The 23,186-nt window shown below is 40.9% G+C and carries 17 protein-coding genes; 7 read left to right on the forward strand and 10 right to left on the reverse strand.

Features of this window, described 5'->3' with window-relative positions:
* Window positions 1-3: 3 nt before the first annotated feature.
* Both M9189_RS00300 and M9189_RS00305 read right to left on the reverse strand, forming a co-directional pair.
* A complete protein-coding gene (locus M9189_RS00300; RefSeq protein WP_250723912.1) occupies window positions 4-1,650 on the reverse strand; it encodes a S41 family peptidase in 1,647 nt (548 codons plus the stop codon).
* 28 nt (window positions 1,651-1,678) lie between these two features.
* Entirely contained in the window at window positions 1,679-2,074 is a 396-nt protein-coding gene (locus M9189_RS00305; RefSeq protein WP_250723913.1) for a dCMP deaminase family protein, read from the reverse strand.
* 186 nt (window positions 2,075-2,260) lie between these two features.
* Here M9189_RS00305 and M9189_RS00310 point away from each other — a divergent pair, with 186 nt between their 5' ends.
* The 4 genes from M9189_RS00310 to M9189_RS00325 all read left to right on the forward strand — a co-directional run bounded on the left by M9189_RS00310 (window position 2,261) and on the right by M9189_RS00325 (window position 9,358).
* On the forward strand, window positions 2,261-2,815 hold the full coding sequence (locus M9189_RS00310; RefSeq protein WP_250723914.1) for an outer membrane beta-barrel protein: 555 nt from the start codon (window positions 2,261-2,263) through the stop codon (window positions 2,813-2,815).
* 110 nt (window positions 2,816-2,925) lie between these two features.
* Window positions 2,926-5,142 (forward strand): glycoside hydrolase family 3 C-terminal domain-containing protein, encoded by a 2,217-nt coding sequence (locus M9189_RS00315; RefSeq protein ID WP_250723915.1) that lies wholly within the window; start codon window positions 2,926-2,928, stop codon window positions 5,140-5,142.
* Between the two features lie 32 nt (window positions 5,143-5,174).
* Window positions 5,175-7,541 carry a penicillin-binding protein 1C gene (gene pbpC / locus M9189_RS00320; RefSeq protein ID WP_250723916.1) on the forward strand — a complete coding sequence of 789 codons (2,367 nt, stop codon included), beginning with the start codon at window positions 5,175-5,177 and terminating at the stop codon, window positions 7,539-7,541.
* Between the two features lie 104 nt (window positions 7,542-7,645).
* Window positions 7,646-9,358, forward strand: a complete 1,713-nt coding sequence (locus M9189_RS00325) for a S41 family peptidase (protein WP_250723917.1) — start codon at window positions 7,646-7,648, stop codon at window positions 9,356-9,358.
* A 111-nt stretch (window positions 9,359-9,469) separates the two neighbouring features.
* On the opposite strand, the gene M9189_RS00330 is transcribed toward M9189_RS00325, so the two are convergent.
* Together M9189_RS00330 and polA are read right to left on the reverse strand one after the other, a co-directional pair.
* Window positions 9,470-9,952 carry a DUF456 domain-containing protein gene (locus tag M9189_RS00330; RefSeq protein WP_250723918.1) on the reverse strand — a complete coding sequence of 161 codons (483 nt, stop codon included), beginning with the start codon at window positions 9,950-9,952 and terminating at the stop codon, window positions 9,470-9,472.
* A 28-nt stretch (window positions 9,953-9,980) separates the two neighbouring features.
* Window positions 9,981-12,755, reverse strand: coding sequence for a DNA polymerase I (polA, locus tag M9189_RS00335; protein WP_250723919.1), 2,775 nt, complete (start codon window positions 12,753-12,755; stop codon window positions 9,981-9,983).
* Between the two features lie 114 nt (window positions 12,756-12,869).
* Here polA and M9189_RS00340 point away from each other — a divergent pair, with 114 nt between their 5' ends.
* Entirely contained in the window at window positions 12,870-13,667 is a 798-nt protein-coding gene (locus M9189_RS00340; protein ID WP_250723920.1) for a sirohydrochlorin cobaltochelatase, read from the forward strand.
* Window positions 13,668-13,675: 8 nt separating this feature from the next.
* Here the strand turns inward: M9189_RS00340 and M9189_RS00345 are convergent, their stop codons facing one another.
* Window positions 13,676-14,125 (reverse strand): 6-pyruvoyl trahydropterin synthase family protein, encoded by a 450-nt coding sequence (locus M9189_RS00345; RefSeq protein WP_250723921.1) that lies wholly within the window; start codon window positions 14,123-14,125, stop codon window positions 13,676-13,678.
* A gap of 240 nt (window positions 14,126-14,365) precedes the next feature.
* Between M9189_RS00345 and M9189_RS00350 the strand changes: the two genes are divergently transcribed.
* Window positions 14,366-15,340: a polyprenyl synthetase family protein gene (locus tag M9189_RS00350; protein ID WP_250723922.1), complete on the forward strand. Its 975-nt coding sequence runs from the start codon at window positions 14,366-14,368 to the stop codon at window positions 15,338-15,340.
* Here the strand turns inward: M9189_RS00350 and deoC are convergent.
* Together deoC and dtd are read right to left on the reverse strand one after the other, a co-directional pair.
* Window positions 15,326-16,207, reverse strand: a complete 882-nt coding sequence (gene deoC / locus M9189_RS00355; protein ID WP_250723923.1) for a deoxyribose-phosphate aldolase — start codon at window positions 16,205-16,207, stop codon at window positions 15,326-15,328. The two genes, M9189_RS00350 and deoC, sit on opposite strands and share 15 nt — an antisense overlap.
* A gap of 16 nt (window positions 16,208-16,223) precedes the next feature.
* Window positions 16,224-16,676 carry a D-aminoacyl-tRNA deacylase gene (gene dtd / locus M9189_RS00360; protein WP_250723924.1) on the reverse strand — a complete coding sequence of 151 codons (453 nt, stop codon included), beginning with the start codon at window positions 16,674-16,676 and terminating at the stop codon, window positions 16,224-16,226.
* A gap of 131 nt (window positions 16,677-16,807) precedes the next feature.
* Here dtd and M9189_RS00365 point away from each other — a divergent pair, with 131 nt between their 5' ends.
* The gene (locus M9189_RS00365) at window positions 16,808-17,785 is read left to right on the forward strand and encodes a lipoate--protein ligase (RefSeq protein ID WP_250723925.1); all 978 of its coding nucleotides are present in this window, start codon (window positions 16,808-16,810) and stop codon (window positions 17,783-17,785) included.
* Here the strand turns inward: M9189_RS00365 and uvrC are convergent.
* From uvrC to mnmG, 3 genes are read right to left on the reverse strand one after another with little or no spacing between them, the layout of a single operon-like run.
* Complete coding sequence (gene uvrC / locus M9189_RS00370) at window positions 17,768-19,588, reverse strand: excinuclease ABC subunit UvrC (RefSeq protein WP_250723926.1); 1,821 nt, start codon at window positions 19,586-19,588, stop codon at window positions 17,768-17,770. The genes M9189_RS00365 and uvrC overlap by 18 nt on opposite strands.
* 11 nt (window positions 19,589-19,599) lie before the next feature.
* The gene (ade, locus tag M9189_RS00375) at window positions 19,600-21,246 is read right to left on the reverse strand and encodes an adenine deaminase (RefSeq protein WP_250723927.1); all 1,647 of its coding nucleotides are present in this window, start codon (window positions 21,244-21,246) and stop codon (window positions 19,600-19,602) included.
* A 31-nt stretch (window positions 21,247-21,277) separates the two neighbouring features.
* Window positions 21,278-23,155 (reverse strand): tRNA uridine-5-carboxymethylaminomethyl(34) synthesis enzyme MnmG, encoded by a 1,878-nt coding sequence (gene mnmG / locus M9189_RS00380; protein ID WP_250723928.1) that lies wholly within the window; start codon window positions 23,153-23,155, stop codon window positions 21,278-21,280.
* Window positions 23,156-23,186 lie beyond the last annotated feature (31 nt).

Here is a 23,186-nt window from a genome sequence, read left to right on the forward strand (position 1 = left end):
ATTTCACTTATTCTTCCCATCAAAAACCAAAACATCATTACCTGCCTGGATTTCACTAACTGCAACCTTAAGAATTTCGTCAACCTGGGCAATTATGGGATAAAAGCCCATATTATCCAAAATATTTCTGGCTATATAGGCCTTAAGTTCCGTCCCCATCAGATTCTTCGATTGTCTGAAACCCTTTTCATCATACTTGATACCATTATCTGCAGCATACTTAATTAATCTGGCAAGTACATTTTCTTTATCCAGATGATGCTCAAGGGCCTCTACCGTTTCAAATCTTTGCAGTTGTATACGATTATCATCCGAATATTTTAAAGCAAACTGATACATAAGAGCCCTGTCTCTAATCTTGAAATAATAATCCGAGAAACCCGAGGTATCGCGGGGTACAAATACATCCGGCATCACGCCACCTCCACCAAAGACCTTACGACCATTGACTGTATAAAACTCAAGTGAGGTATCAAACTCAATACTGTCACGCTCAAAGAATTCACCATGCTGGAATCTTGCAATAATATCCCTATGGTAGTCTTCAACTCCATTTGTATATGGCTTTTGAATACCTCGTCCACTGGGAGTATAGTAACGGGCAACAGTAAGTCTGATTGATGAACCGTCAGGCAGGCTGAAAGGCTGCTGAACAAGTCCCTTTCCAAAGGATCTGCGACCAACAATCAAGCCCCTGTCATTATCCTGTATTGCACCGGCAAAGATTTCACTGGCTGAGGCACTAAACTCATCGATAAGAACCGTAAGCCTCATATCCTTACAAGAACCAAGACCGTTAGCATATACATCCTGGCGTGGACTTGCCTTACCCTCTGTATAGACAATCAGAGAGCCCTTGGGCAGAAATTCATTAATCATGCTGATAGCAATATCCAGATACCCTCCTGAATTACCTCTTAAGTCAACAATCAGATTCTGGCAATTATATGCCTTAAGACGAGCTAATGCAGTTAAAAACTCCTGATATGTGTTACGTGCGAAACGACTTACTTTAACATATCCTATGGAATCTGTTATCATATAGCCAACCTCCACGCTAGTAACAGGAATACTGCCTCTGGTAATCTCAAAATCAAGCAGACCTTTTCTGTCTCTCCGCAAGATTCCAACTTTCACCTTAGTACCAAGTTCTCCTCTTAGCATTCCCACAACCTCATCAGAATCGATACCTTTACCTGCAATCACACTGTCGTTTACAGCAATAATCCTGTCTCCTGGAATAATTCCAACTTTTTCAGATGGACCACCTGGAACAACACTAATAACCATAACAGTATCATTCTGGATACTAAACTGCACCCCAATACCACCAAAGTTACCCTCCAGCTCCTGGTTTGCTTCCTTCACATCCTCTGCAGGAATATAAACTGTATGTGGATCAAGGTTTTTCAGTATTTCCGGAATGAGAGACTCAGTTAATTCAACTTTGTCGACAGTATCTACATACTGCTCCTCGATAAGTCTAAGAACTGCATCAATTTTATTAGTTTGGGGATATATAAACAATCTGCTGCCCGGAGAGACATCACCAGGAGATGAAAAGGTCTTTCCTATGAAAACCCCTCCTGCCAATACCGCAGCTAGTACTAAGGGCAATACTACTTGTCTAAGACTGTTCTTGTAACTCATATCTATATTACGGGATTGAAATAAACTATTACTCTGCTCTTACCACCTCAATTCCGGCTCTCTTTAAAAGCCTTATACCATCATCAACACGATAATCATCTGAATATACAACCCGCACAATTCCGGCTTGTATAATCAACTTAGCACACTCTATACAAGGTGATGATGTAACATATAAGGTAGCACCTTCCGAACTGTTATTACTCCTTGCAACCTTGGTTATAGCATTGGCTTCAGCATGTAAAACATAAGGCTTGGTTATATTGTTCTCGTCCTCACATTCATTCTCAAACCCAGATGGTGTACCATTATAACCATCGCTGATTATCATCTTGTCCTTTACAAGTAAAGCGCCAACCTGTCGCCTTTTGCAATATGAATTTTGAGCCCATATTGCTGCCATGGCAAGATATCGTTTATCCAACAATTGCTGTTTAGAATCAGTGTGTTCCATAACAATATTTCCTACAGATTAGGTACTTAAACTACAAAAGTAAGAAAGAAACTTGTAATGAGTCGCAAAATTCTCAAAATGCTTTAGAAGTTGCCTTTATCAGATAAAAAATGGAAATTTACTCCCTATTTCAATGTTTCATTAAAATAACTTGCAATGAAAAGGCTTTTATTAAGTGCAGTCATAGCAATTGCTTTGGTGGGAACCATTGAAGCTCAGACTAAATTCTGGGTAGGTGGCTCCTTTAGCATTTCATCATCAGACCATGATCCAAACAAGGATCATAGTTTTATTCTAATGCCTGAATTTGGTTACAGGATTAACGACAACTGGGCTGTAGGAGGTATGCTTGGGTTTAGATCATTCACGACAGAGACAGGAGACTTTGAGCAAAAAACAAACTCTACTTCAATAGTGCCTTTTGCCAGGTACTATGTTGGTGGTGTATCAATGGTACGTTTCTTTGCTCAGGGCAGTCTGCCAATGATATTTTATGGCGGTGATGTCTCATACAACTCAGTGGGTCTGATTGCCAGCCCCGGATTGGAAATAGCTATAAACGAAAAATGGGGCTTCAATATGTTAATGCCTCCGGTACTTTCGTTAGTTAATACCGATGGTAATACAGACTTTTATATTGGCCTCAACGACGGTTACAATATTGAGGATTATATACTCAAAACCTCAATCAGCTTCATCTATAAATTTTAGAACTGGCACTGTTGTTTTGGCTGTCCGCAATAATCTCATTCTGACCGCTCAAGCCTTGCAATATGGCAATATCTGCGTAACTTAGCTACAGTACAAAAACTCTACTGACTATGAAACAAAGAATAGTGTGCCTGCTACTAGGCCTGAGCGGTTGCTTTTTACCAATTCAAGCTCAGAATATTCCGGTATATCTGGATGAATCCAAAACAATTGAAGAAAGAGTTGAGGATGCTCTGTCAAGAATGACCATAGAGGAGAAAATTGCATTGTTGCACGCTCAATCCAAGTTCAGTTCCGCAGGAGTACCCCGCCTAGGTATTCCCGAGGTATGGATGACAGACGGGCCTCATGGCATACGACCTGAAGTCCTATGGGATGAATGGGCACAAGCAGGATGGACAAATGACTCATGTACCGCCTTCCCGGCTCTAACAGCCCTTGCTGCAACATGGAACCCTGAGTTGGCAATGAACTATGGGAAAGCTATCGGAGAAGAAGCCAGATACAGGAAGAAAACCGTGCTTCTTGGTCCAGGCGTAAATATTTACAGAACCCCTCTCAATGGCAGAAACTTCGAATACATGGGTGAGGACCCTTACCTGGCCTCCAGAATGGTAGTGCCTTACGTAGTAGGGGTACAATCCAATGGTGTTGCTGCTTGTGTTAAGCACTTCGCCCTCAATAATCAGGAGACAGAAAGAGGCACTATCGATGTAGTAGCTGATGAGCGTGCATTGCGAGAGATATATCTGCCCGCTTTCAAAGCAGCTGTTCAGGAAGGACAGGTATGGGCAATCATGGGTGCTTATAACAAATACCTTGGAGAACATTGTTCACACAACGCATATCTATTAAAAAAGATACTTAGAGAAGAGTGGGGCTTCAACGGAGTTGTAATTTCTGACTGGGGAGGAGTGCACGATACCAGAGAAGCAATTTTCAATGGACTGGATATGGAGTTTGGTACCTGGACTGGAGGAGATGACTGGAGTAACTCTGATTCCTATAGTCAATACTTCCTGGCGAATCCTTATCTTGAACTGATTAAAGCAGGAGAAGTTGGCACAGCAGAACTTGATGAAAAAGCAAGGAATGTGCTTCGTCTAATATTCCGCACCGAAATGAACCGAAATCGTCCTTGGGGAAAGTTTGTTAGCGAAGATCACTCCAAAACTGCATGGGAAATAGCAACTGAAAGTATTGTACTACTCAAGAACAATGGAAATCTTCTCCCTATAGATGTAAGCAAGGCAAATAAAATAGCCATTATTGGAGAGAACGCTATTAAGAAGATGACTGTTGGAGGAGGAAGCTCCTCTCTCAAAGCACAATACGAAATTCTCCCACTTGAAGGTCTGCGCAAATACCTTGAGCCGCAGGTCGAGGTAGTATATGCAAGGGGTTATGTAGGAGATGTCAGTACCGAATTTGACAATGTCTCTACCGGACAGGATCTGAGAGATAACCGATCACCAGAAGAGTTACTCAAGGAAGCTCTTGTTGTTGCAAAAGATGCTGACTACGTAATCTTCATTGGAGGATTAAACAAAAGCCATGAACAGGACTCTGAAGGTGCAGACAGAAAGTCCATGGATCTTCCTTATGGTCAGGATAAGTTAATCAGTGAATTAGCAAAAGTAAATCCCAACCTTATAGTTGTAAATATCTCAGGAAATGCTGTTACCATGCCGTGGGTGAACGAAGTTCCGGCTATTGTCCAGGCCTGGTTTCTTGGATCTGAAGCAGGACATGCAATTGCTTCAGTGCTTTGTGGGGAAGTTAATCCATCTGGAAAGCTTCCATTTACCTTCCCTGTAAAACTTAAGGACAATGCTGCTCATTCTCTTGGAGCATATCCTGGAAATGACGGTAAAGTTGAATACAAAGAAAGTATCCTCGTTGGATACCGTTGGCATGATACTAAGAAGATAAAGCCTCTCTTTGGCTTCGGCCACGGCCTCAGCTACACTACCTTTGAATACGGCAAGGCCCAACTCTCTAGTTCAACATTGAGCAGACATGAACAGATAATTTGCTCAGTTGAAGTAACAAATACAGGAAATAAGCCCGGTTATGAAACAGTTCAACTCTATATTTCAGATCTGAAATCGTCGCTGCAAAGACCATTAAAAGAACTAAAGGCATTCAGGAAGCTTATGCTTAATCCGGGAGAAACAAAAACTATTGAGTTTGCTATAGACAATGAGATGCTACAGTTCTATGATGATACCAAATCAGCATGGGTGTCAGAAGATGGATCTTTTGAAATCTTAATTGGTTCTTCCTCAACGGATATAAGAACCAAAGCTAAATTCAACCTTAAATAGAATTATATAAAAAGAAAGATATACAGCCTCGTATGAGCAAAAGGCGTAAATATATATTGAGCACTCTGGCAATAGGAGTGCTCATATTTTTTTTTCTTCCTGTTGTGAAGTTTAATGTAACCTATTCAACCGTATTAAGTGACCGTAATAACCATCTGCTTGCTGCTCATATTGCTGAGGATGAGCAATGGCGATTCCCCCCTGCTGATTCTGTTCCCGAAAAATTCAGGATTGCCATCATCCATTTTGAGGACGAATATTTTAAATATCATCCAGGCGTTAATCCCATATCATTGTCAAAAGCATTGATAAGAAATGTCAAACAAGGAAAAATTGTAAGCGGGGGAAGTACTATAACAATGCAGGTCATTCGTCTTGCAAATCCGGCACCAAGAACTATAGCAAATAAAATTAAGGAAATAATACTTGCTATTCGAATGGAGGCATCCCTTAGCAAGGATTCTATACTTGCACTTTACGCTGCTCATGCTCCTTTCGGCGGGAATACTGTTGGACTTGAAGCTGCCTCATACCGCTACTTCAACAGACCATCACACGAACTTACATGGGCAGAGACAGCAACGCTGGCAGTCTTACCCAACTCCCCCTCCTTGGTTCACCTTGGAAGAAGCACTGATACTCTCCGCCAAAAGCGTGACCGATTGCTAAACAAGCTATTCAATAAAGGTTTGATATCTGAAACTGAGTTACAGCTGGCATTGCTTGAAGAATTACCAGAGCAACCAGGACCTATGCCAAACCTCTGTCCCCACCTATTGGATTATCATATTATCAGACACAGAGGCAAACACATACAGCTTTCAATTGATAGTGAACTTCAGCACCTGGCATCTTCAATTGTAGAAAGACATAGCAAAGCTCTTCAAAACAATGAGATATACAATGCTGCTGCAATTATAGCTTCTGTTGAGACTGGGGAAGTTCTTGCCTATGTAGGCAATAGTAATGGCACCCAGAAGGACAAAGGTTATAAAGTTGATATTATCAGATCATCAAGAAGTTCAGGCAGTGTATTAAAACCTTTTCTTTATGCAGTTTCCCTTCAGGACGGTCTGATACTTCCTACCTCTTTGCTGCCTGATATCCCTACCTATTACAAGAACTACATACCCCGTAATTATAGCAAGAGTTACGATGGTGCTGTACATGCCGACAGAGCATTGGCCAGATCTCTAAACATCCCATTTGTAAGATTGCTGAATGATTACGATGGGAATCGCTTCGTTAGTGACCTTACTAAACTGGGTTTCACTACAATAAACAAGCCTTATTCACATTATGGTTTAAGCCTGATCCTGGGCGGCAGTGAAGTCACATTATGGGACCTTGCCGGAAGTTTTGCATCAATGCGACGAACACTAAATCAGTACATAGAGCACGATGGGATGTATCCGACTTCATCCTTTCATCCACTTAGACTACAGCAAAGCAAACCGCAGGCTGGCAAGGAATTATTTACAAACACTCCTCCTGTCCTAGGTGCTTCAGCTATATACTTTACCCTAAAGGCCCTAACCAGTGTAGAGCGACCTCCTGAAGAATCCGGGTGGGAGCATTTTGGATCTTCAGGACAGATCGCATGGAAAACAGGAACAAGTTTTGGCTACAGAGATGCTTGGGGTGTTGGGGTGTCATCTGATTTTGTAGTTGCTGTATGGGTTGGAAATGCTTCGGGAGAAGGACGTCCCGGAATAATTGGAGGAAGTGCTGCTGGCCCTATTCTTTTTGAGCTATTCTCGCTCCTTCCGTCTAACTCAGCATTACCGATACCACACGATGATTTGGATGAAGTTATGGTATGCCCCCAGTCAGGAGAAAGAGCCGGACCCTATTGCACCGATGCTGTTGCAAGACTAGTGCCCAAAACTATCAAGAAGTCGCATCCATGCTCCTACCACAAACTGGTTCACCTGAGTCCTGACGGAAGATATCGCAGCAACCTAGAAATAGAAGACGGAGCACTATTAATTACAAAGAGTTATTTTATTCTGCCTCCTGTTATTGAATGGTATTACAGAAAAATAAACCCATCATATCAGATCCTGCCACCCTTCAAGCCAGGCTTTGAATCATCTGATGATTACAACGGGATGGAATTGATTTATCCACCACATAATACTACAGTTTTGATCCCACGTGATCTAAACGGAAATTTGAGCCGGATGGTGATTAAAGCAGTACACAGGCGGGAAGACGAAACTATTTACTGGCATCTTAATGGGAAATATCTGGGAAGCACAACAGGCATACATGAAATTGAAATACTTCCAGAAAGAGGCATACAGCGTCTTAGTCTGGTGGACAGCAGAGGGAAACGAATCCAAAGAAGCTTTATCTGCGCAGATGACTTAACAGGCAAAGAAAAGACTATTAATTAAAGTGCTATTGATAATTAATTTTAAATTTGTTCCTAGCACAGTTTTTGCAATAACTGGAATAGTGTCTTTTCGTAATCATTATACACGATAGAAATTAAATGCATATGGCAAGTAAAGGAGGAATAAACAGGATGGGTTGGCTTACAGGCATTCTCGCGGTAGCCGTAATTTCCATAGGATTGATATCAGCCACGACTGATCGTCGTAATTTTGAAGTGGTCAAGAATCTGGATATATTCTATGCCCTGTTTCACGAACTGAATACAATCTATGTTGATGAAACAGAACCTGCGAAACTGGTAAAGACAGGCATTGATGCGATGCTTTCATCTCTGGACCCATATACAAGCTATATCCCTGAAGAAGACCAGGAAGATTTCAGGTTTATGACAACAGGAGAATATGCAGGTATTGGAGCTCTTATTACCAAAAGAGGCGAATGGGTATTGATTTCAGAGCCATATGAAGGAATGCCTGCACAAGTTGCCGGCCTTAAAGCCGGCGATAAAATAATTAAGATCGACGGTGCTTCAATGCGCAATAAGGAGACCTCAGAGGTAAGTGAGAAACTCAAGGGTGCTGCAGGAACCACGGTTATTATTACTGTTCTCAGACCGGGAATTGAGAAAGAACTGGAGATCAGCATTAAAAGACAGGTAATCCAAATCAACCCTGTTCCATATTTTGGAATGATAAATGATAATACCGGCCTTATCATACTTAACAATTTCACTCAAAACTGTGCGGATGAGGTAGAAAAGGCTATAAATGAACTCAAGAAGAGTGGTAATCTAAAGGGTCTCATTCTTGACTTGCGTGGCAATCCGGGGGGACTAATGGACGAAGCAGTAAAGGTAGCAAACCTCTTCCTGCCACGTAGCAGTGAGGTTGTCAGTACTAAGGGCAAAGTTTCTCAGTGGGACAAGACCTACAGGGCTCCACGTGAACCCCTGGATACAATCACTCCTCTTGCAGTACTTATAAACAGGTCATCGGCTTCGGCTTCTGAAATTGTAGCCGGAGCTTTGCAGGATCACGACCGTGCTCTGATTATTGGCCAAAGATCCTTTGGTAAAGGACTGGTACAGACCACTCGTGCCCTTCCATACAACTCAAGTCTAAAAGTGACTACAGCAAAATACTATATTCCAAGCGGAAGATGTATTCAGGCTGTTGACTATGCTAAGAGGAATGAGGACGGAAGTGTTGGTCTGATTCCTGACTCTCTGATGAAGGAGTTTAAGACAAAGGGTGGAAGAACCGTTCTCGATGGTGGTGGTATTTCACCAGACATTACTATGGAACAGGAGCAATATTCAAATATTACAATTGCACTCCTGATGCAACAAACCATATTTGATTTCTCAACACAGTACGCTTCAAAAAAGGAAACACTTCCAGCTCCCGATTCATTTTATGTTGATGATAACCTATTTCAGGAGTTTGTAGACTATGTGCTTTCTCTCGACAGCTTTAGGTTTGAATCAGAGACAAATGACCTACTCAACAAACTGAAGGATGCGGCAAAGAAAGAAGGAAAATTTGAAGATGCTAAAAATACCTTTGAGGAACTTGAAAAGGTCCTGAAACCCGATGTTAGGCATGCCCTGTTGAATGCAAGAGAAAATATTAATCCACTACTTGGATCTGAAATAGTACGCAGGTACTATCATGAAAAGGGCTCGATTGTTTACAGCCTTAAATTTGATAAGGAACTATCCACTGCTGTAAAAGCTTTGCAGGATGTAGAAAAATACAAAGGTATGCTCAATGGCACAATATTAACACATGCCGGAGACAGAAGATACAATAATTAGAAAACTTTCATTCAGGCAAAAGAGGTTGTCCCAACTCAAGTTGAGACAACCTCTTTTGTTTCGGGAGCTCCCTGTTCTAAGCCATATAATGCACTGTTGCTCAACCTACCTTCAAAAAGCTACATAAAGTTCTCTAGCAAACCACCAGATATATAAACCACAGACTACCAGTTTTAATAGCACACCAGCAAAGAGTCCGATAACAGCACCAAAGGCAGAGCGTAAAGCCTGACTGCCATTTGCCTTTACAAGTAGTTCTCCTACCAAGGCACCGGCAAAGGGACCAAGTACTATCCCGGCAGGGCCGAGAAACAAACCTACCACAAGGCCCAAACTGGCACCCCAGACACCGGCTTTTGATCCACCAAACTTCTTCGTTCCCCATGCTGGGACAACATAGTCAAGCAGTGTTACTACTACAGCAAGTATTGCAGCTATCCAAAGCAGCTTAGAACTAAATTGTACCCAACTTGTAAAATGAAGTGCAAGCAATGCAAGAAAGCCCAAAGGCGGTCCTGGTATAAAGGGGACAACACATCCGACCAATCCGACAAGCAATAGTATAATCCCTAATATCAAAAGAAAAACATCCATAATACAGTATCAAGTTTACAATATAAGACTAATGCGCCTCAAGCCAGTTATTTCCAACACCAAGATCTACAATTAATGGTACTTTAAGCTTGCACACAGACTCCATTGAGCTTTTTACAAGAGCTTTTACAGCATCAAGTTCCTCAACTGGTACATCAAAGTTTAGTTCGTCATGTACCTGAAGTATCATCCGAGTCTTATACCTTCCCTCCTTGAGCTTCTTGTGAATATCCACCATTGCCATCTTTATAAGGTCGGCTGCTGTACCCTGGATTGGTGCATTAATCGCATTTCTTTCTGCCACTCCCCTCACAACTGCATTCTTTGAGTTGATATCAGGCAGATACCTTCTCCTTCCGAATATAGTGCTTACATAGCCCTTCTCCCTGGCCATCCTGATACATTCCTCCATATAATCCTTCACTCCTTTAAAACTATCGAAATAACCATCAATTATGGCTTTTGACTCTGACCTTGGAATATTTAACCTCTCGGACAGTCCAAAGGCTGAAATGCCATAAATAATGCCAAAATTTGCTGTTTTTGCCTTCCGCCTCATAGCGGAAGTAACTTCATCAGTACTTACCTTGAAAATCTTACTTGCGGTTGCAGTATGGATATCCTCTCCTCTCAAGAAAGCATTTACAAGTTCTGTATCCCCACTCAGATGAGCCATCAGTCTAAGTTCAACCTGTGAATAGTCAGCACTTAGGAAGACATGGTTTGAGTCACTTGCAGTAAAAGCCCGTCTGATCTCCCTGCCCTCATCATCGCGAATAGGAATATTCTGAAGATTGGGGTTAATACTGCTAAGGCGTCCTGTAACTACCAAGGCCTGATTATAGGTTGTATGCAGCCTCCCTGTCTTCTTATCAACCATGGTAGGTAGGGTCTCGACATAGGTCGACAGCAGCTTCTTTAATCCACGCTGTTCAAGTATCTTATTTATAATTGGATGTTTATCCCTCAACTTTTGAAGATTCTCCTCGTTGGTCGAATATTGACCCGACTTAGTCTTCGACGCCTTTGAATCAATCTTAAGCACATCAAAAAGTATCTCACCAACCTGACGTGGGCTGTTAACATTAAACTCACGACCAGCCATCTCTATAATCTCAGCCTCCAGTTCGGCAAGCCTCTTCTCAAGCTCCTTACCAGACTCTTTGAGATCATCAACATTCAGGCTAACTCCATTATACTCCATATCAGCGAGAACCGCGCTGAGAGGCATCTCGACGTTTCTGAAAAAGCCAAGCAGTCCTTCCTTTTCAAGCTCCTTCTGAAATATTTTCTTCAGTCGGAAGGTCACATCAGCATCCTCTGACGCATAGACAGTTACCTTATCAACAGGAACATCTCTCATATTACCCTGGTTCTTTCCTCTCTCTCCTATCAGCGACTCGATTGGTATAGGACGATATTTAAGATAAACTTCGGCAAGGTAGTCCATATTGTGGCGCTGTCCAGGAAACAACAGGTGATGGGCAACCATGGTGTCAAAGTAAGGACCCCTGAGTTCGATACCATACTGCCTGAGCATAAGGGCATCAAACTTAATATTGTGCCCTATTTTCTCTACACCCTCCTTTTCAAACACAGGTCTGAATTTTTCAAGAATAACAAGAACATCATTCCTTGAACCAGGCAATGCAACATAACAAGCCTTACCCTCTTCAAAGCAGAACGACATACCAAGCAACGAGCTTTCCCTTACATCAAGACCAGTGGTCTCAGTATCAAAACAGAAAGAATCCATCGCAAGCAATTGCTTCACCAATCCATCTATCTCCTCCTCGCCTTCTATCAACCTGTAATCATGTTCAATATCATCAACAGTATTGAAGTTATCGGAAACAGTAACTGCTTGAAGTTCTTCTTCGCCAAACAAGCTTCCCTGCGCTGAAGATGAAGGCTTTGGCTTTGGCACAGAAGCTAACCTGTCCATCAATGCCTTAAACTCCAGTTCTTCCATTATTGCTCTAAGTTTCTCCATATCCGGGCTCTTCAGTGCCAGACTATCCAGGTCAACTTCAAAAGGAACATCTGTTACAATTGTAACGAGTGTTCGAGCCAACTCAACCTGGTCCTTAAACTCAATAAGGTTGGACTGCACCTTACCCTTAAAATCCCCGATATTCTTATAAACATTCTCAACAGTACCGTACTTTCCGATTATCTCCATTGCCCTCTTCTCTCCGATACCGGGGCAGCCAGGCACATTATCAGCACTGTCACCCCAAAGCGCAAGCAGATCAATAATATTGATCGGGTCAGGTACATTGTAATGGCTCTTTACTTCCTCCGGGCCCCATATTTCAGTATCCCTGGTCCCTGTTCTCGGCTTCAGTATTTTAACATTCTCTTTAACAAGTTGTCCAAAATCCTTATCTGAAGTAACCATATATGTCATAAAGCCTTCCTTAGAAGCCCTGGTGGCAAGGGTACCAATTAGGTCATCTGCTTCATAACCCTCTGCCTGAAGCATAGATATGTTCATTGCTTCAAGTATTCTTTCAATATAGGGAACAGCCCGTTTAATATCTTCAGGTGCCGCCTCTCTGTTTGCTTTATAATCAGGGTAAAGCTCATCACGGAAGCCAGGTCCGGGATAGTCAATCACTACAGCAAGGTGAGTGGGATGCTGATTGTTGATTATGTCAAGCAAAGTATTTGTAAATCCGTAAATTGCAGAAGTGTTAAGCCCCTTGGAATTGATCCTCGGTGCTCTGATGAATGCATAATAGGCTCTGTATATCAAAGCATAAGCATCCAATAAATAAAGATTCTTTTTCGTATCAGTCATCACACATTTGTTTTACTCCATAAATTTAAGGAATTGGTGCGGAAATGCACCTGACTCCCTGACAAATTGAGTATTTTAGAAAAACAAAGCAACAGACGCTATTGTTAATCTGTTATGAAAGAAAAGAAAGGAATACTGCTGACAGCCTTTGGCACAACTATCGATGAAGCAGCTCAGACCTACAAGGTATTAGAAGCCCGCTTCCGCTCAGCCTTTCCTGAATTTGAAATACGCATCGCTTACACATCCTCCATAGTTCGTAAAAGACTAAAAGCAAGAGGAATTGACATTCCCTCTCCTGCAAGAGCCTTGGCTCAGTTTGGAGAAGACGGTTTCAGCGAAGTCTGTCTGCAGTCCCTTCATGTTATTGGTGGCAACGAGTACAACGATATTGTCAGTACTGTAATTGCCATGCAAAGTATTCCCAAAGGGGTAGAACGGATTGTTGTTGGCGAACCCCTATTATGGAATCATGAGGATTATACACGGGTTGCAAACATACTCCATGATTATGTTTCACATATAGAAGAAAAACCTGATTCCTTGTTACTAATGGGTCATGGGACAAGCCACCCTGCCAATATCAGTTATGCAGCTCTTCAGGAGTACTTCAGAAGATTGAACGGAACTCCTGTTTATGTCGCAACTCTTGAGGCCTTTCCTTATCTTGAAGATGTTACTGAGGAGCTGAGAGATAATGGGATTAAAGACTTGCTGGTGATGCCCCTGCTGACCGTTTCAGGAGGTCATGCAATCACCGACCTTGCCGGCGCACAAAAGGAAAGCTGGAAATCAAGGCTTCAGGCTGAAGGTTTCACTGTCCGAACAGTCAAACAAGCCTTGGGAGACCTGCCGGAGATTGTAGATATCTGGATAGAAAAAGCCGCACAAGCCATAAAAAAAGATTGCTAGTGCAATCTTTATTCATTGTCAGAGGCAAACCACTCAGCGTATGAACCTGCAGTTTCGTTAAGTCTAAGGCTATGCAGCTTAACATTAGAAGGCAGAGCCTTTTTCAACCTATCAGCAAAGTCAATAATCATATTCTCGCAGGTAGGCTGATAACTCATAACGAAATGCCTCTCAGCCATCTGGCCCATCTCTCTGATTGTATCCTGACTCACATTCCTACTTACAATAAGGGCATGATCAAATTCTGAAATTATCTCTCTGTTGACAATATCCTTAAGGTCCCCGAAATCCATAACCATACCAAGCTTCGGACTATTACTATCAGTAATAGGCTCACCGATAACAGTTACTTTAAGTATATAGGAATGTCCGTGTATATTACGGCATAGTCCATCATAATTATGTAGCGCATGCGCAGCTTCAAAACGAAATTCCTTTGTAATCCTAATCCTTGCCATCACCTCTCAATTATTTTCGCTCCTGCAACTTTTTGTTCAATCTTCTTGCCGTATTATAGAACACAGCCCTATCCATGTCTGTTTAACTAGCGTGGCAAATATAGTTTATTTACACGACAATTATCCGAAAATCATGCAAATAGACAAGCATCGCAGATGCCGGCCAAAGAAAAATATACCTGAATATTCGGGGATAATAATCAACAAATTGCTACTTTTGAGCTATTAGCATTAACAACAATGGGTGTATCATCTAAAATAGTTGCTCCTATAAGTGAAGAGATGAGGGGCTTTGAAGCCTACTTTAAACAACAGATAAAGTCAGAGATCCCTTTACTCACTGTTATTACCAACTATCTTATACGAAGGAAAGGCAAACAGATGAGGCCCATGCTTGTGTTCCTCTCTGCGCGCCTAAACGGAGATGCAACGGAAGCAAGCTACACCGCAGCAGCTCTTATAGAATTACTTCATACAGCTACACTTATCCATGATGATGTTGTAGATGAAACCTACCAGAGAAGGGGGTTTTTCTCAATCAATGCTCTGTGGCGTTCCAAGATAGCTGTACTCGTCGGTGATTATTACCTTTCTGTTGGCCTTGGCTGTGCTTTAAAAAACAATCAGATCGAAGTACTTAGGATTGTTTCTGATGCTGTCAAGGAAATGAGCGAGGGTGAATTATTACAAATAGAAAAGTCTCGTCAACTTAATATTACTGAAGAAATTTACTACGACGTTGTAAGAAAGAAAACTGCAACTCTGATCGCCGCCTGCACAAAGTCAGGCGCCTATTCTGTCAATGCCCCTCAGGAGCAAGTTGATAAGATGCATGAATTTGGAATTAACCTTGGTATTGCTTTTCAGATCAGAGACGACCTTCTCGACTACGAAAAGAAAAACCTTGCCGGTAAGCCAACTGGAAACGACCTTAAAGAAAAAAAGATTACCCTACCTCTGATCTATGTTTTGAATAAAGCAGATCACAAGAAAAAGCGTGAAATACTTAGGACTATCAAACGCCATCATAAAAACGAGAGAAAGATAGCACCTATAGTTAGTATGGTTATTGAAGAAGGAGGCATAGAGTACGCCAGAAAAAAGATGATAGAATACCGGGATAAGGCGTTAGAAATACTAAAGACTTACCCCGAATCTGAAATCAGAAGTGCTCTTGAAGAGCTGGTTTACTTTACCACATCAAGGAAGATGTGAGAAATATACTACTTTTTCAGCACCAGTAATTTCCTTTAGCAAAGTATCAGCCAGACGGCTTGTTCCTATGCGGAACAAGCTGTTATTAAGCCAGCTATCTCCAAGCACCTGTTTCTGTATTGACCAGTATATAAGGGCATCTTCTACTGTGGATACACCTCCTGCAGCCTTGAAACCAACCTTACGTTTGCGCTTTTCAGTAAAAGCCTTCATAGCATGATTCATTATCCAGGCTGCTTCAGGTGTAGCGCCAGGATAGCCTTTACCTGTCGAAGTTTTGATAAAATCAGCACCAGCTTCCATAGCTAGAATACTTGCCATCCAGATATTCTCAGAAGTGCCTAGTGCTCCGGTCTCAAGAATTACTTTTAACTGAACGTCCTTTCCTATAGCTGCCTTTATATCGGCAATCTCCCTACCTACAAATTCATAATTCCCTTCAAGAAACTCACCTATTGAGATTACTATATCAATTTCATCAGCTCCAAGAAAAACAGCCTTCTTAGTCTCTTCAATCTTTACATCCAGGAAAGTTTGTGAAGTAGGGAAACCAGCTGACACAACAGCTCTCTTTACATCCATTCCTTTTAGTTTAGATCCCAGGACTGATGCAAAAACCGGATACACACACACAGCACCAACATTTGGAATGTCAGGATAGTGTTCATTCAGATGCACTACCTTCTCACAAAAGCTCTCTATTTTATTGCTGCTATCATCTGAATTAAGACTAGTTAAATCAAGACAATTGAATAATCGCTTCAATATATCAGCACTCTTCTCCTCCAGACTTAGCTTTGACAAATCAAAAACAGGAATATTCAAATAATCCTGATTAAATAATTCAAATAAGGAATTGGTTTCCATACATATAAAATTAAAATTATTTCAAATCATGAGTATCTATAAGAATGGTCACGGGACCAGCATTTACCATATCAATATCCATATAGGCACCAAAAACTCCACGTGCAACACTTTTACCCGTCAAGTCTTCAAGTCTCTTAATAAGATGTTCGTACAAGGGCACCGCTAGTTCGTGTTTCGCAGCGTCAATATAGGATGGTCTGTTTCCTTTCTTAACTTTGGCATGAAGAGTAAACTGACTGATTACCATCAGTTCACCATCAACATCTTTTACAGAAAGATTCATTACTCCCTTCTCATCATCAAAGATTCTCAGCGAAACAATCTTAGAAGCCAGATATTCAACATCCTCGGTAGTATCATTATGAGTTACACCCACTAATATCATCAAACCCTTACCTATAGAATGAAAATGTTCATCAGAAGCACTGACCGAAGCACGACTAACTCTTTGGACGACAACTCTCATAATTCAGAATACTTTACATCAAAAACATTGAAGGCAAAAATACGATAAATTGAGGCACCGTTAATTCTGAATGCCTATATTTGACCGCAACAATTTGGTTAAAAGTTTGTCTTTTTGAGAATGACTCCAATATGAAAACCAAATATTCAGTAATAAGCAACAGCAAAGAACCAGCGTTTAATCTGGCTGCTGAAGAGTACCTGCTCAGAACAAAGAATCAGGACTACAATTTTTTCTATATAAACGATACTTCTGTAATTATTGGGAAACACCAGAATGCTCTTGCAGAGATTAATCTCCCCTTTCTAGACAAAAACGGAATTCCTTTATTCAGAAGGCTATCAGGAGGAGGAACAGTTTTTCATGATCCTGGCAACTTAAACTTTTGCTTTATAAGAAATGAAAAACCAGGTGAATTAGTGAACTTTAAAAAGGCTACCGAGCCCATAGTTGTATCATTGAATAAATGGGGTTTGCCAGTCAAGCATGGAGAAAGAAATGACCTTCTTGTAAATTTCAAAAAGATTTCAGGCAATGCTTGTCACGTGTTCAAACAACGTGTAATGCACCACGGTACGATACTATACGATTCAAATCTGGATTTTTTGACCAACAGTCTGAGAGCAGATCCTACAAAATATGCAGACAAAGCAGTAAAGTCTGTCAGAAGTCAGGTCACCAACATTAAAGACCTTCTAAAGTGGGAAATTGAGACTGAAGAGTTTATGTATCAACTAGTTTCATCAATAAAACAAAGAAATTCTTCAATAGTAGACTACTGCTTTATTGATGAGGACATTAAACTAATTAATCAAATCAGGGCTGAGAAGTATGACACTGCGGAATGGAACTTCAGGTATGGTCCTCCCTACATTTTCAAGAAGCGCAGCAAGTTTGGCAAAAAAGTTTACAGCATTGAAATGAAAATCGAAAAAGGTCGTATATCAGAGATTGCTGTAAAGACAAGTCCAGTGGATTTGGCTATAGCAGAGGCAATCAAAGCAAAGCTAACAGGGCTGTTTCATGACAAAAACGAGATAGTCTCAGCACTTAAAGATATTGACGGTATTGCGGGTGACGCTGGTGAACTATCAGATATCTTCTTTTAGAAAATAGTCCTTGATAGTTTTAGCCTTAGCAGAACCAACCAATTTTTTAAGATCCTCAAAGGATGCTTCCTTAATCCCCTTTAAGGACTTAAACTCATTAAGCAGAGCTTTTGTTGTTTTTTCTCCAATTCCCGGAATAGAATCAAGAGCCGAAACCAAGGCTCCCTTGCTCCTCTTGCTTCTGTGAAAAGTAATACCGAACCGGTGCGCCTCATTTCTTAGGTGCTGTATCAATTTCAGCGAGGGACTGTTTTTATCAAGGTAAAGTGGCACCGGATCACCTGGGTAAAATATCTCCTCAAGTCTTTTTGCAATACCGATTACGGCAATTCTATCCTGAAGACCCAATGCTGTAATGGATTTCATGGCTGAGCCTAATTGTCCTTTCCCCCCATCAATAATCAATAGCTGTGGCAAAGCACTCCCTTCATCCAGAGCTCTTTTAAACCTTCTGTAAATCACCTCCTCCATTGAAGCAAAATCATTAGGCCCTTCAACTGTCTTTATATTATAATGCCTGTAATCCTTTCTTGAAGGCTTACCTTCCTTAAACACAACACAGGCAGCAACAGGATAAGCTCCCTGTATATTGGAATTATCGAAACACTCTATGTGTACCGGAAGATTCCTGAGATTTAAATCTTTCTGTGCCTGTTCAAGTACAAGGTAGCTTCTTGGCTTTCTAGTATGATTAGCTTCCTGCTTCAGCCTTTCAAGCCTGAAGTACTTAACATTCCTTTCAGACAAATCAAGCAGTTTCTTCTTGTCTCCTATCTGTGGGACTATAAACTCTACACCTTTAAGTGAGATATCTGGAATAAAAGGCACAAGTATTTCAGATGATGTACTATTGAACCTTTCCCTAAGCTCAATAATTGCAAGAGCAAAGAGTTCAGACTCCTCCTCATCCATCCTTTTCTTCATCTCAATAGTGTGTGCCTGAATAATTGCGCCATTCTGAACCTTCAGGAAGTTAACATATGCAGAGTCCTCGTCATTAAGAAATGAGAATACATCTACATTGTCAATCTTTGGATTGACAATAGTAGACTTACTCTGAAAACCAGAAAGAAGATTGATTCTATTTTTTATGTCCTCGGCTTCTTCAAATTTATATTCAGAAGCCAATTCTCCCATCCTGTTTTTAAGATATTTTATTACTGAGTTGATATTTCCCTTAAGGATACTTTTAACATCCTCTATGTATTGGAGATATTCATCTTCCTTCTGCAAGCCCTCACATGGAGCTTTACAGTTGCCCATGTGAAATTCAAGACATCTCTTGTATTTCTGCTTGGCAACATTCTCAGCATCTAAATTGAGCTTACAAGTACGAAGTGGATATAAATGCCTCACCAGTTCCAGGAGAGTTCTGACCATTACGACAGATGTATAAGGACCAAAGTACAAGCTTCCGTCCTTATATATTTGCCTGGTCTGGTACACCCTGGGAAAGGCCTCATTACGCACAACTATCCAGGGATATGTTTTATCATCCTTAAGAAGTATATTATAGCGAGGCCTGTACTTTTTTATCAGGTTGTTTTCGAGAAGCAGGGCATCTTCTTCAGAACTAACAATAATATGCTTAATATCTCTGATCCTTTTAACCAAGACCCTGGTCTTGCCATTTTCAGGAATTCGATTAAAGTAAGAAGATACTCTCTTCCTTAAATTCTTCGCCTTACCTACATAGATAACTTTACCACTCTCATCAAAGTATTGATATACTCCGGGATCTTCGGGTAAAACAGCAACCAGACTTCTTAGGTAATCTATCTTAGGATTCAGTTCATCAAGCATCGTGATTCAAATCATTCAAAAAGCGGGACAAAATTAAACTTATCAACATCAAAGAGTCCACGGTCTCCTAGTTTCAGGCTAGGTATAACCAACAGCGAAAGGAAAGCCAGACACATAAATGGAGCTTTCAGGTGAGAACCAAGTTCTTTGCAAGTATCATTCAAAAGCTGGTACTTTGCTGCTACAGCACTTCCATCTTCATCTGACATAAGTCCTCCAACAGGAAGAGCAAGAATCTGTACAGATTCTCCATCGTATACAGCTATACCTCCACCGCATTCTATAATTGCATTTACGGCTTTCGCAATGGATGTATCATCTGTTCCAGTTGCAATAATATTATGACTATCGTGTGCAACAGTACTTGCTATAGCACCCTTCTTCAATCCGACATTTCTAACAAAGCCAATTGAGGGCTTTTGATCAGAATACCTGTTGATAACCACAAGCTTTAGTACATCTTCAGCAACTGAAGATTCAACTGTTTGACCCGGGGATACAGATGGCTTCCACAGATATTGCCCAGTAAGAAGCTCACCATCCTTTACATCAATAACCCTTACTGTGGCACATTCTTCAGGTAGCACGATCTTTAGGTCAGAGGCCGATATCATGTTCGTACGAAATCTGTTAATACGCTCAGATATATCAAAAGAAAAAAGCACACCATCTCTTTTATCATAGACTTTGCGACCATCAATATAGGATTCTAATACGTCAAATTCCTCCAGGTTACTCACAACTAAGAAGTCTGCATAATCACCTTCTCTAAGCAAGCCCACAGGTATCTTATAGTGCTCAACAGGGACAACACTTGCTGACCTAAGTAGATCAAACAAATCCACATTATACTTTTTCAAACCAAGTCTTATAAGCCTGTCTATGTGACCATCGCTTATTATTTCATCCGGATGACTATCATCAGTACACAACATAAGGCTATCCGGATATAATGAAAACAAATTGTGTAATGCATCAAAATTTCTTGCAGCACTACCCTCCCTCACCTGTATCTTAACACCTAGCTTAATCTTTTCCTCTGCCTCCTCATAGCTGGAACACTCATGGTCAGTTGAGATACCATAACTTACATATTTTTTCAATGCCTCACCCCTAAGCCCTGGGGCATGTCCATCCACCGGCTTGTTTTTCAACTGGGCATATTCAATCTTCTTAATTACATCAGGAACATCCCCAACTACACCGGGAAAATTCATCATCTCCGAAAGAAACCATACATCATCTCTCTCCAAAAGTCCCCTTACCTCCTCCGGGCCCAACACAGCACCTGAGGTCTCAAAACTGGTAGCAGGAACGCACGAAGGAGCGCCAAAGAAAACCTTCAAAGGAACCTTTTTAGCATCCCTGATCATATATTCCACCCCCTCCACTCCAGCTACATTAGCTATCTCATGTGGGTCACTTACAACAGCAATTGTTCCACGTGGAACAACCAGTTGGGCAAACCTGGAGGGCGTTAACATAGAACTCTCAATATGGACATGGGAATCAACAAATCCTGGCATTATATAACGAAGAGGTGCAGAATCTACTCTTCTAATAAAAACAATCCTCCCACCACTAACCAATATCTCACCAGGAAAGATCTCACGTCCATTAACATCAACTATCTGTCCAGCAACTGAAAAATCATTCATTGTACAACACATTTTAGTTCCACGTGGAACATTAACGACCTAAAAGAACTAATAAGATATTAATATCACTAGGTGAGACCCCACTAATCCTAGAAGCCTGTCCAATAGTATCAGGATTGACTTTCGCAAGTTTCTGACGAGCTTCTGTACTAAGGGACCTTATCTCGCTATAATCAAACCTATCCTTAATTTTAATATTCTCAAGCCTTTTAAGTTTGTCTGCTATTATCTTCTCCCTGTTAATATAGCCCTCATACTTAACCATAATCTCTGCTGCCTCTACAATCTCCTCGTATCTATCAGAGGGAAAGTCTTCGCAAAAACGTCGAATAGCAGGAATAGCCTCAATCAAATCCATTAATCTAACCTGAGGTCTCAGGACAATATCAATCACCTTAACTCCTTGATTAAGGGTGGCAGAACCTACACTACTTAAATATTGATTGACTTCATCAGCTTTAATACTATAACCCTTCAAAAAATCAACAAGAGAGTTTCTATAATTCATCTTCTCATTAAAATACCTATAACGCTCCTCAGTTACAAGTCCAATCTCATAACCTTTTGGAGTTAGCCTTTCATCAGCGTTATCCTGACGCAAAAGAATCCTATATTCAGCTCTACTGGTAAACATACGGTAAGGCTCATCCACACCTTTAGTAATTAAATCATCTATCAAAACACCAATATAGGATTCATCACGACCAAGAATAAAATCACTCTCTCCCCTAAGAGATAGAGAAGCATTTATCCCAGCAATCAAACCTTGTGCTGCTGCCTCTTCATATCCTGTGGTACCGTTTATCTGTCCAGCAAAATATAGTCCTTTTACCAGTTTTGTTTCTAAGGTAGCACTAAGCTGAGTAGGGTCGAAATAATCATACTCTATTGCATAACCAGGTCTGAAAAATCTGGCTTTCTCCAACCCGGGAACATTCTTTAATGCCTCAAATTGAGTTTTCATAGATAGTGAGGAACTAAAACCATTGAGATAGTATTCAATAGTATTCTCCCCTTCAGGTTCCAAATATAACTGATGACTAGTCTTTTCCGAAAAGGTAACAATCTTGGCTTCAATACTAGGACAATATCTAGGCCCAACACTCTGGATGGTGCCATTATACATAGGACTCTCAAGAATATTATTCTCAATAATTCTATGCACAACTGGATTTGTATAGGTGAGATAACAGCTTCTCTGCTTCAATACCTTATTGGAAACTGGCATATAACTAAACTTGTAAAAACCATCCTCCCCCTTTTGTTCATCAAGCTTTGAGTAGTCTATGGTCCGGGCATCAATTCTTACTGGAGTTCCAGTTTTCAATCTACCAGTACGAAAACCATAATCTCGTAGTCTTTCAGTTATGCCATATGATGCAGATTCTGAAATCCTCCCTCCCTTCTGTTGTACTGAACCTATATGAATAAGTCCATTCATAAAAGTTCCCGTAGTAAGCACAAGCCTCCTGCAATTAATTTCAACACCTAGAGCAGTCTTTACCCCCACAACTATGTCATCCTTTATTAAGATATCAACAACACTATCTTGCCAAAAACTAACATCAGGAATTGATTCTAGTACAGATCTCCAGGTAGCAGAAAATACCATCCTATCACATTGACTTCTTGGACTCCACATAGCAGGTCCCTTACTTCTATTAAGCATCCTAAACTGAATAGAAGATCGATCCGTAACTATACCCATCATCCCACCAAGAGCATCAATCTCACGGACTATTTGCCCCTTGGCAATTCCACCAACTGCAGGATTACAACTCATCTGGGCAATCTTATTCATGTCCATTGTAATCAACAATGTCTTCATACCCAAATTTCCACAAGCAGCTGCAGCTTCACAGCCGGCATGACCTGCCCCAACAACTACAACATCAAATTCAAAATCCATATTAAAAAGTATAATTCACCCACACCACAAA

Source organism: Xiashengella succiniciproducens (genome assembly GCF_023674465.1).
Taxonomy (GTDB): Bacteria; Bacteroidota; Bacteroidia; order Bacteroidales; family Marinilabiliaceae; genus Geofilum; species Geofilum succiniciproducens.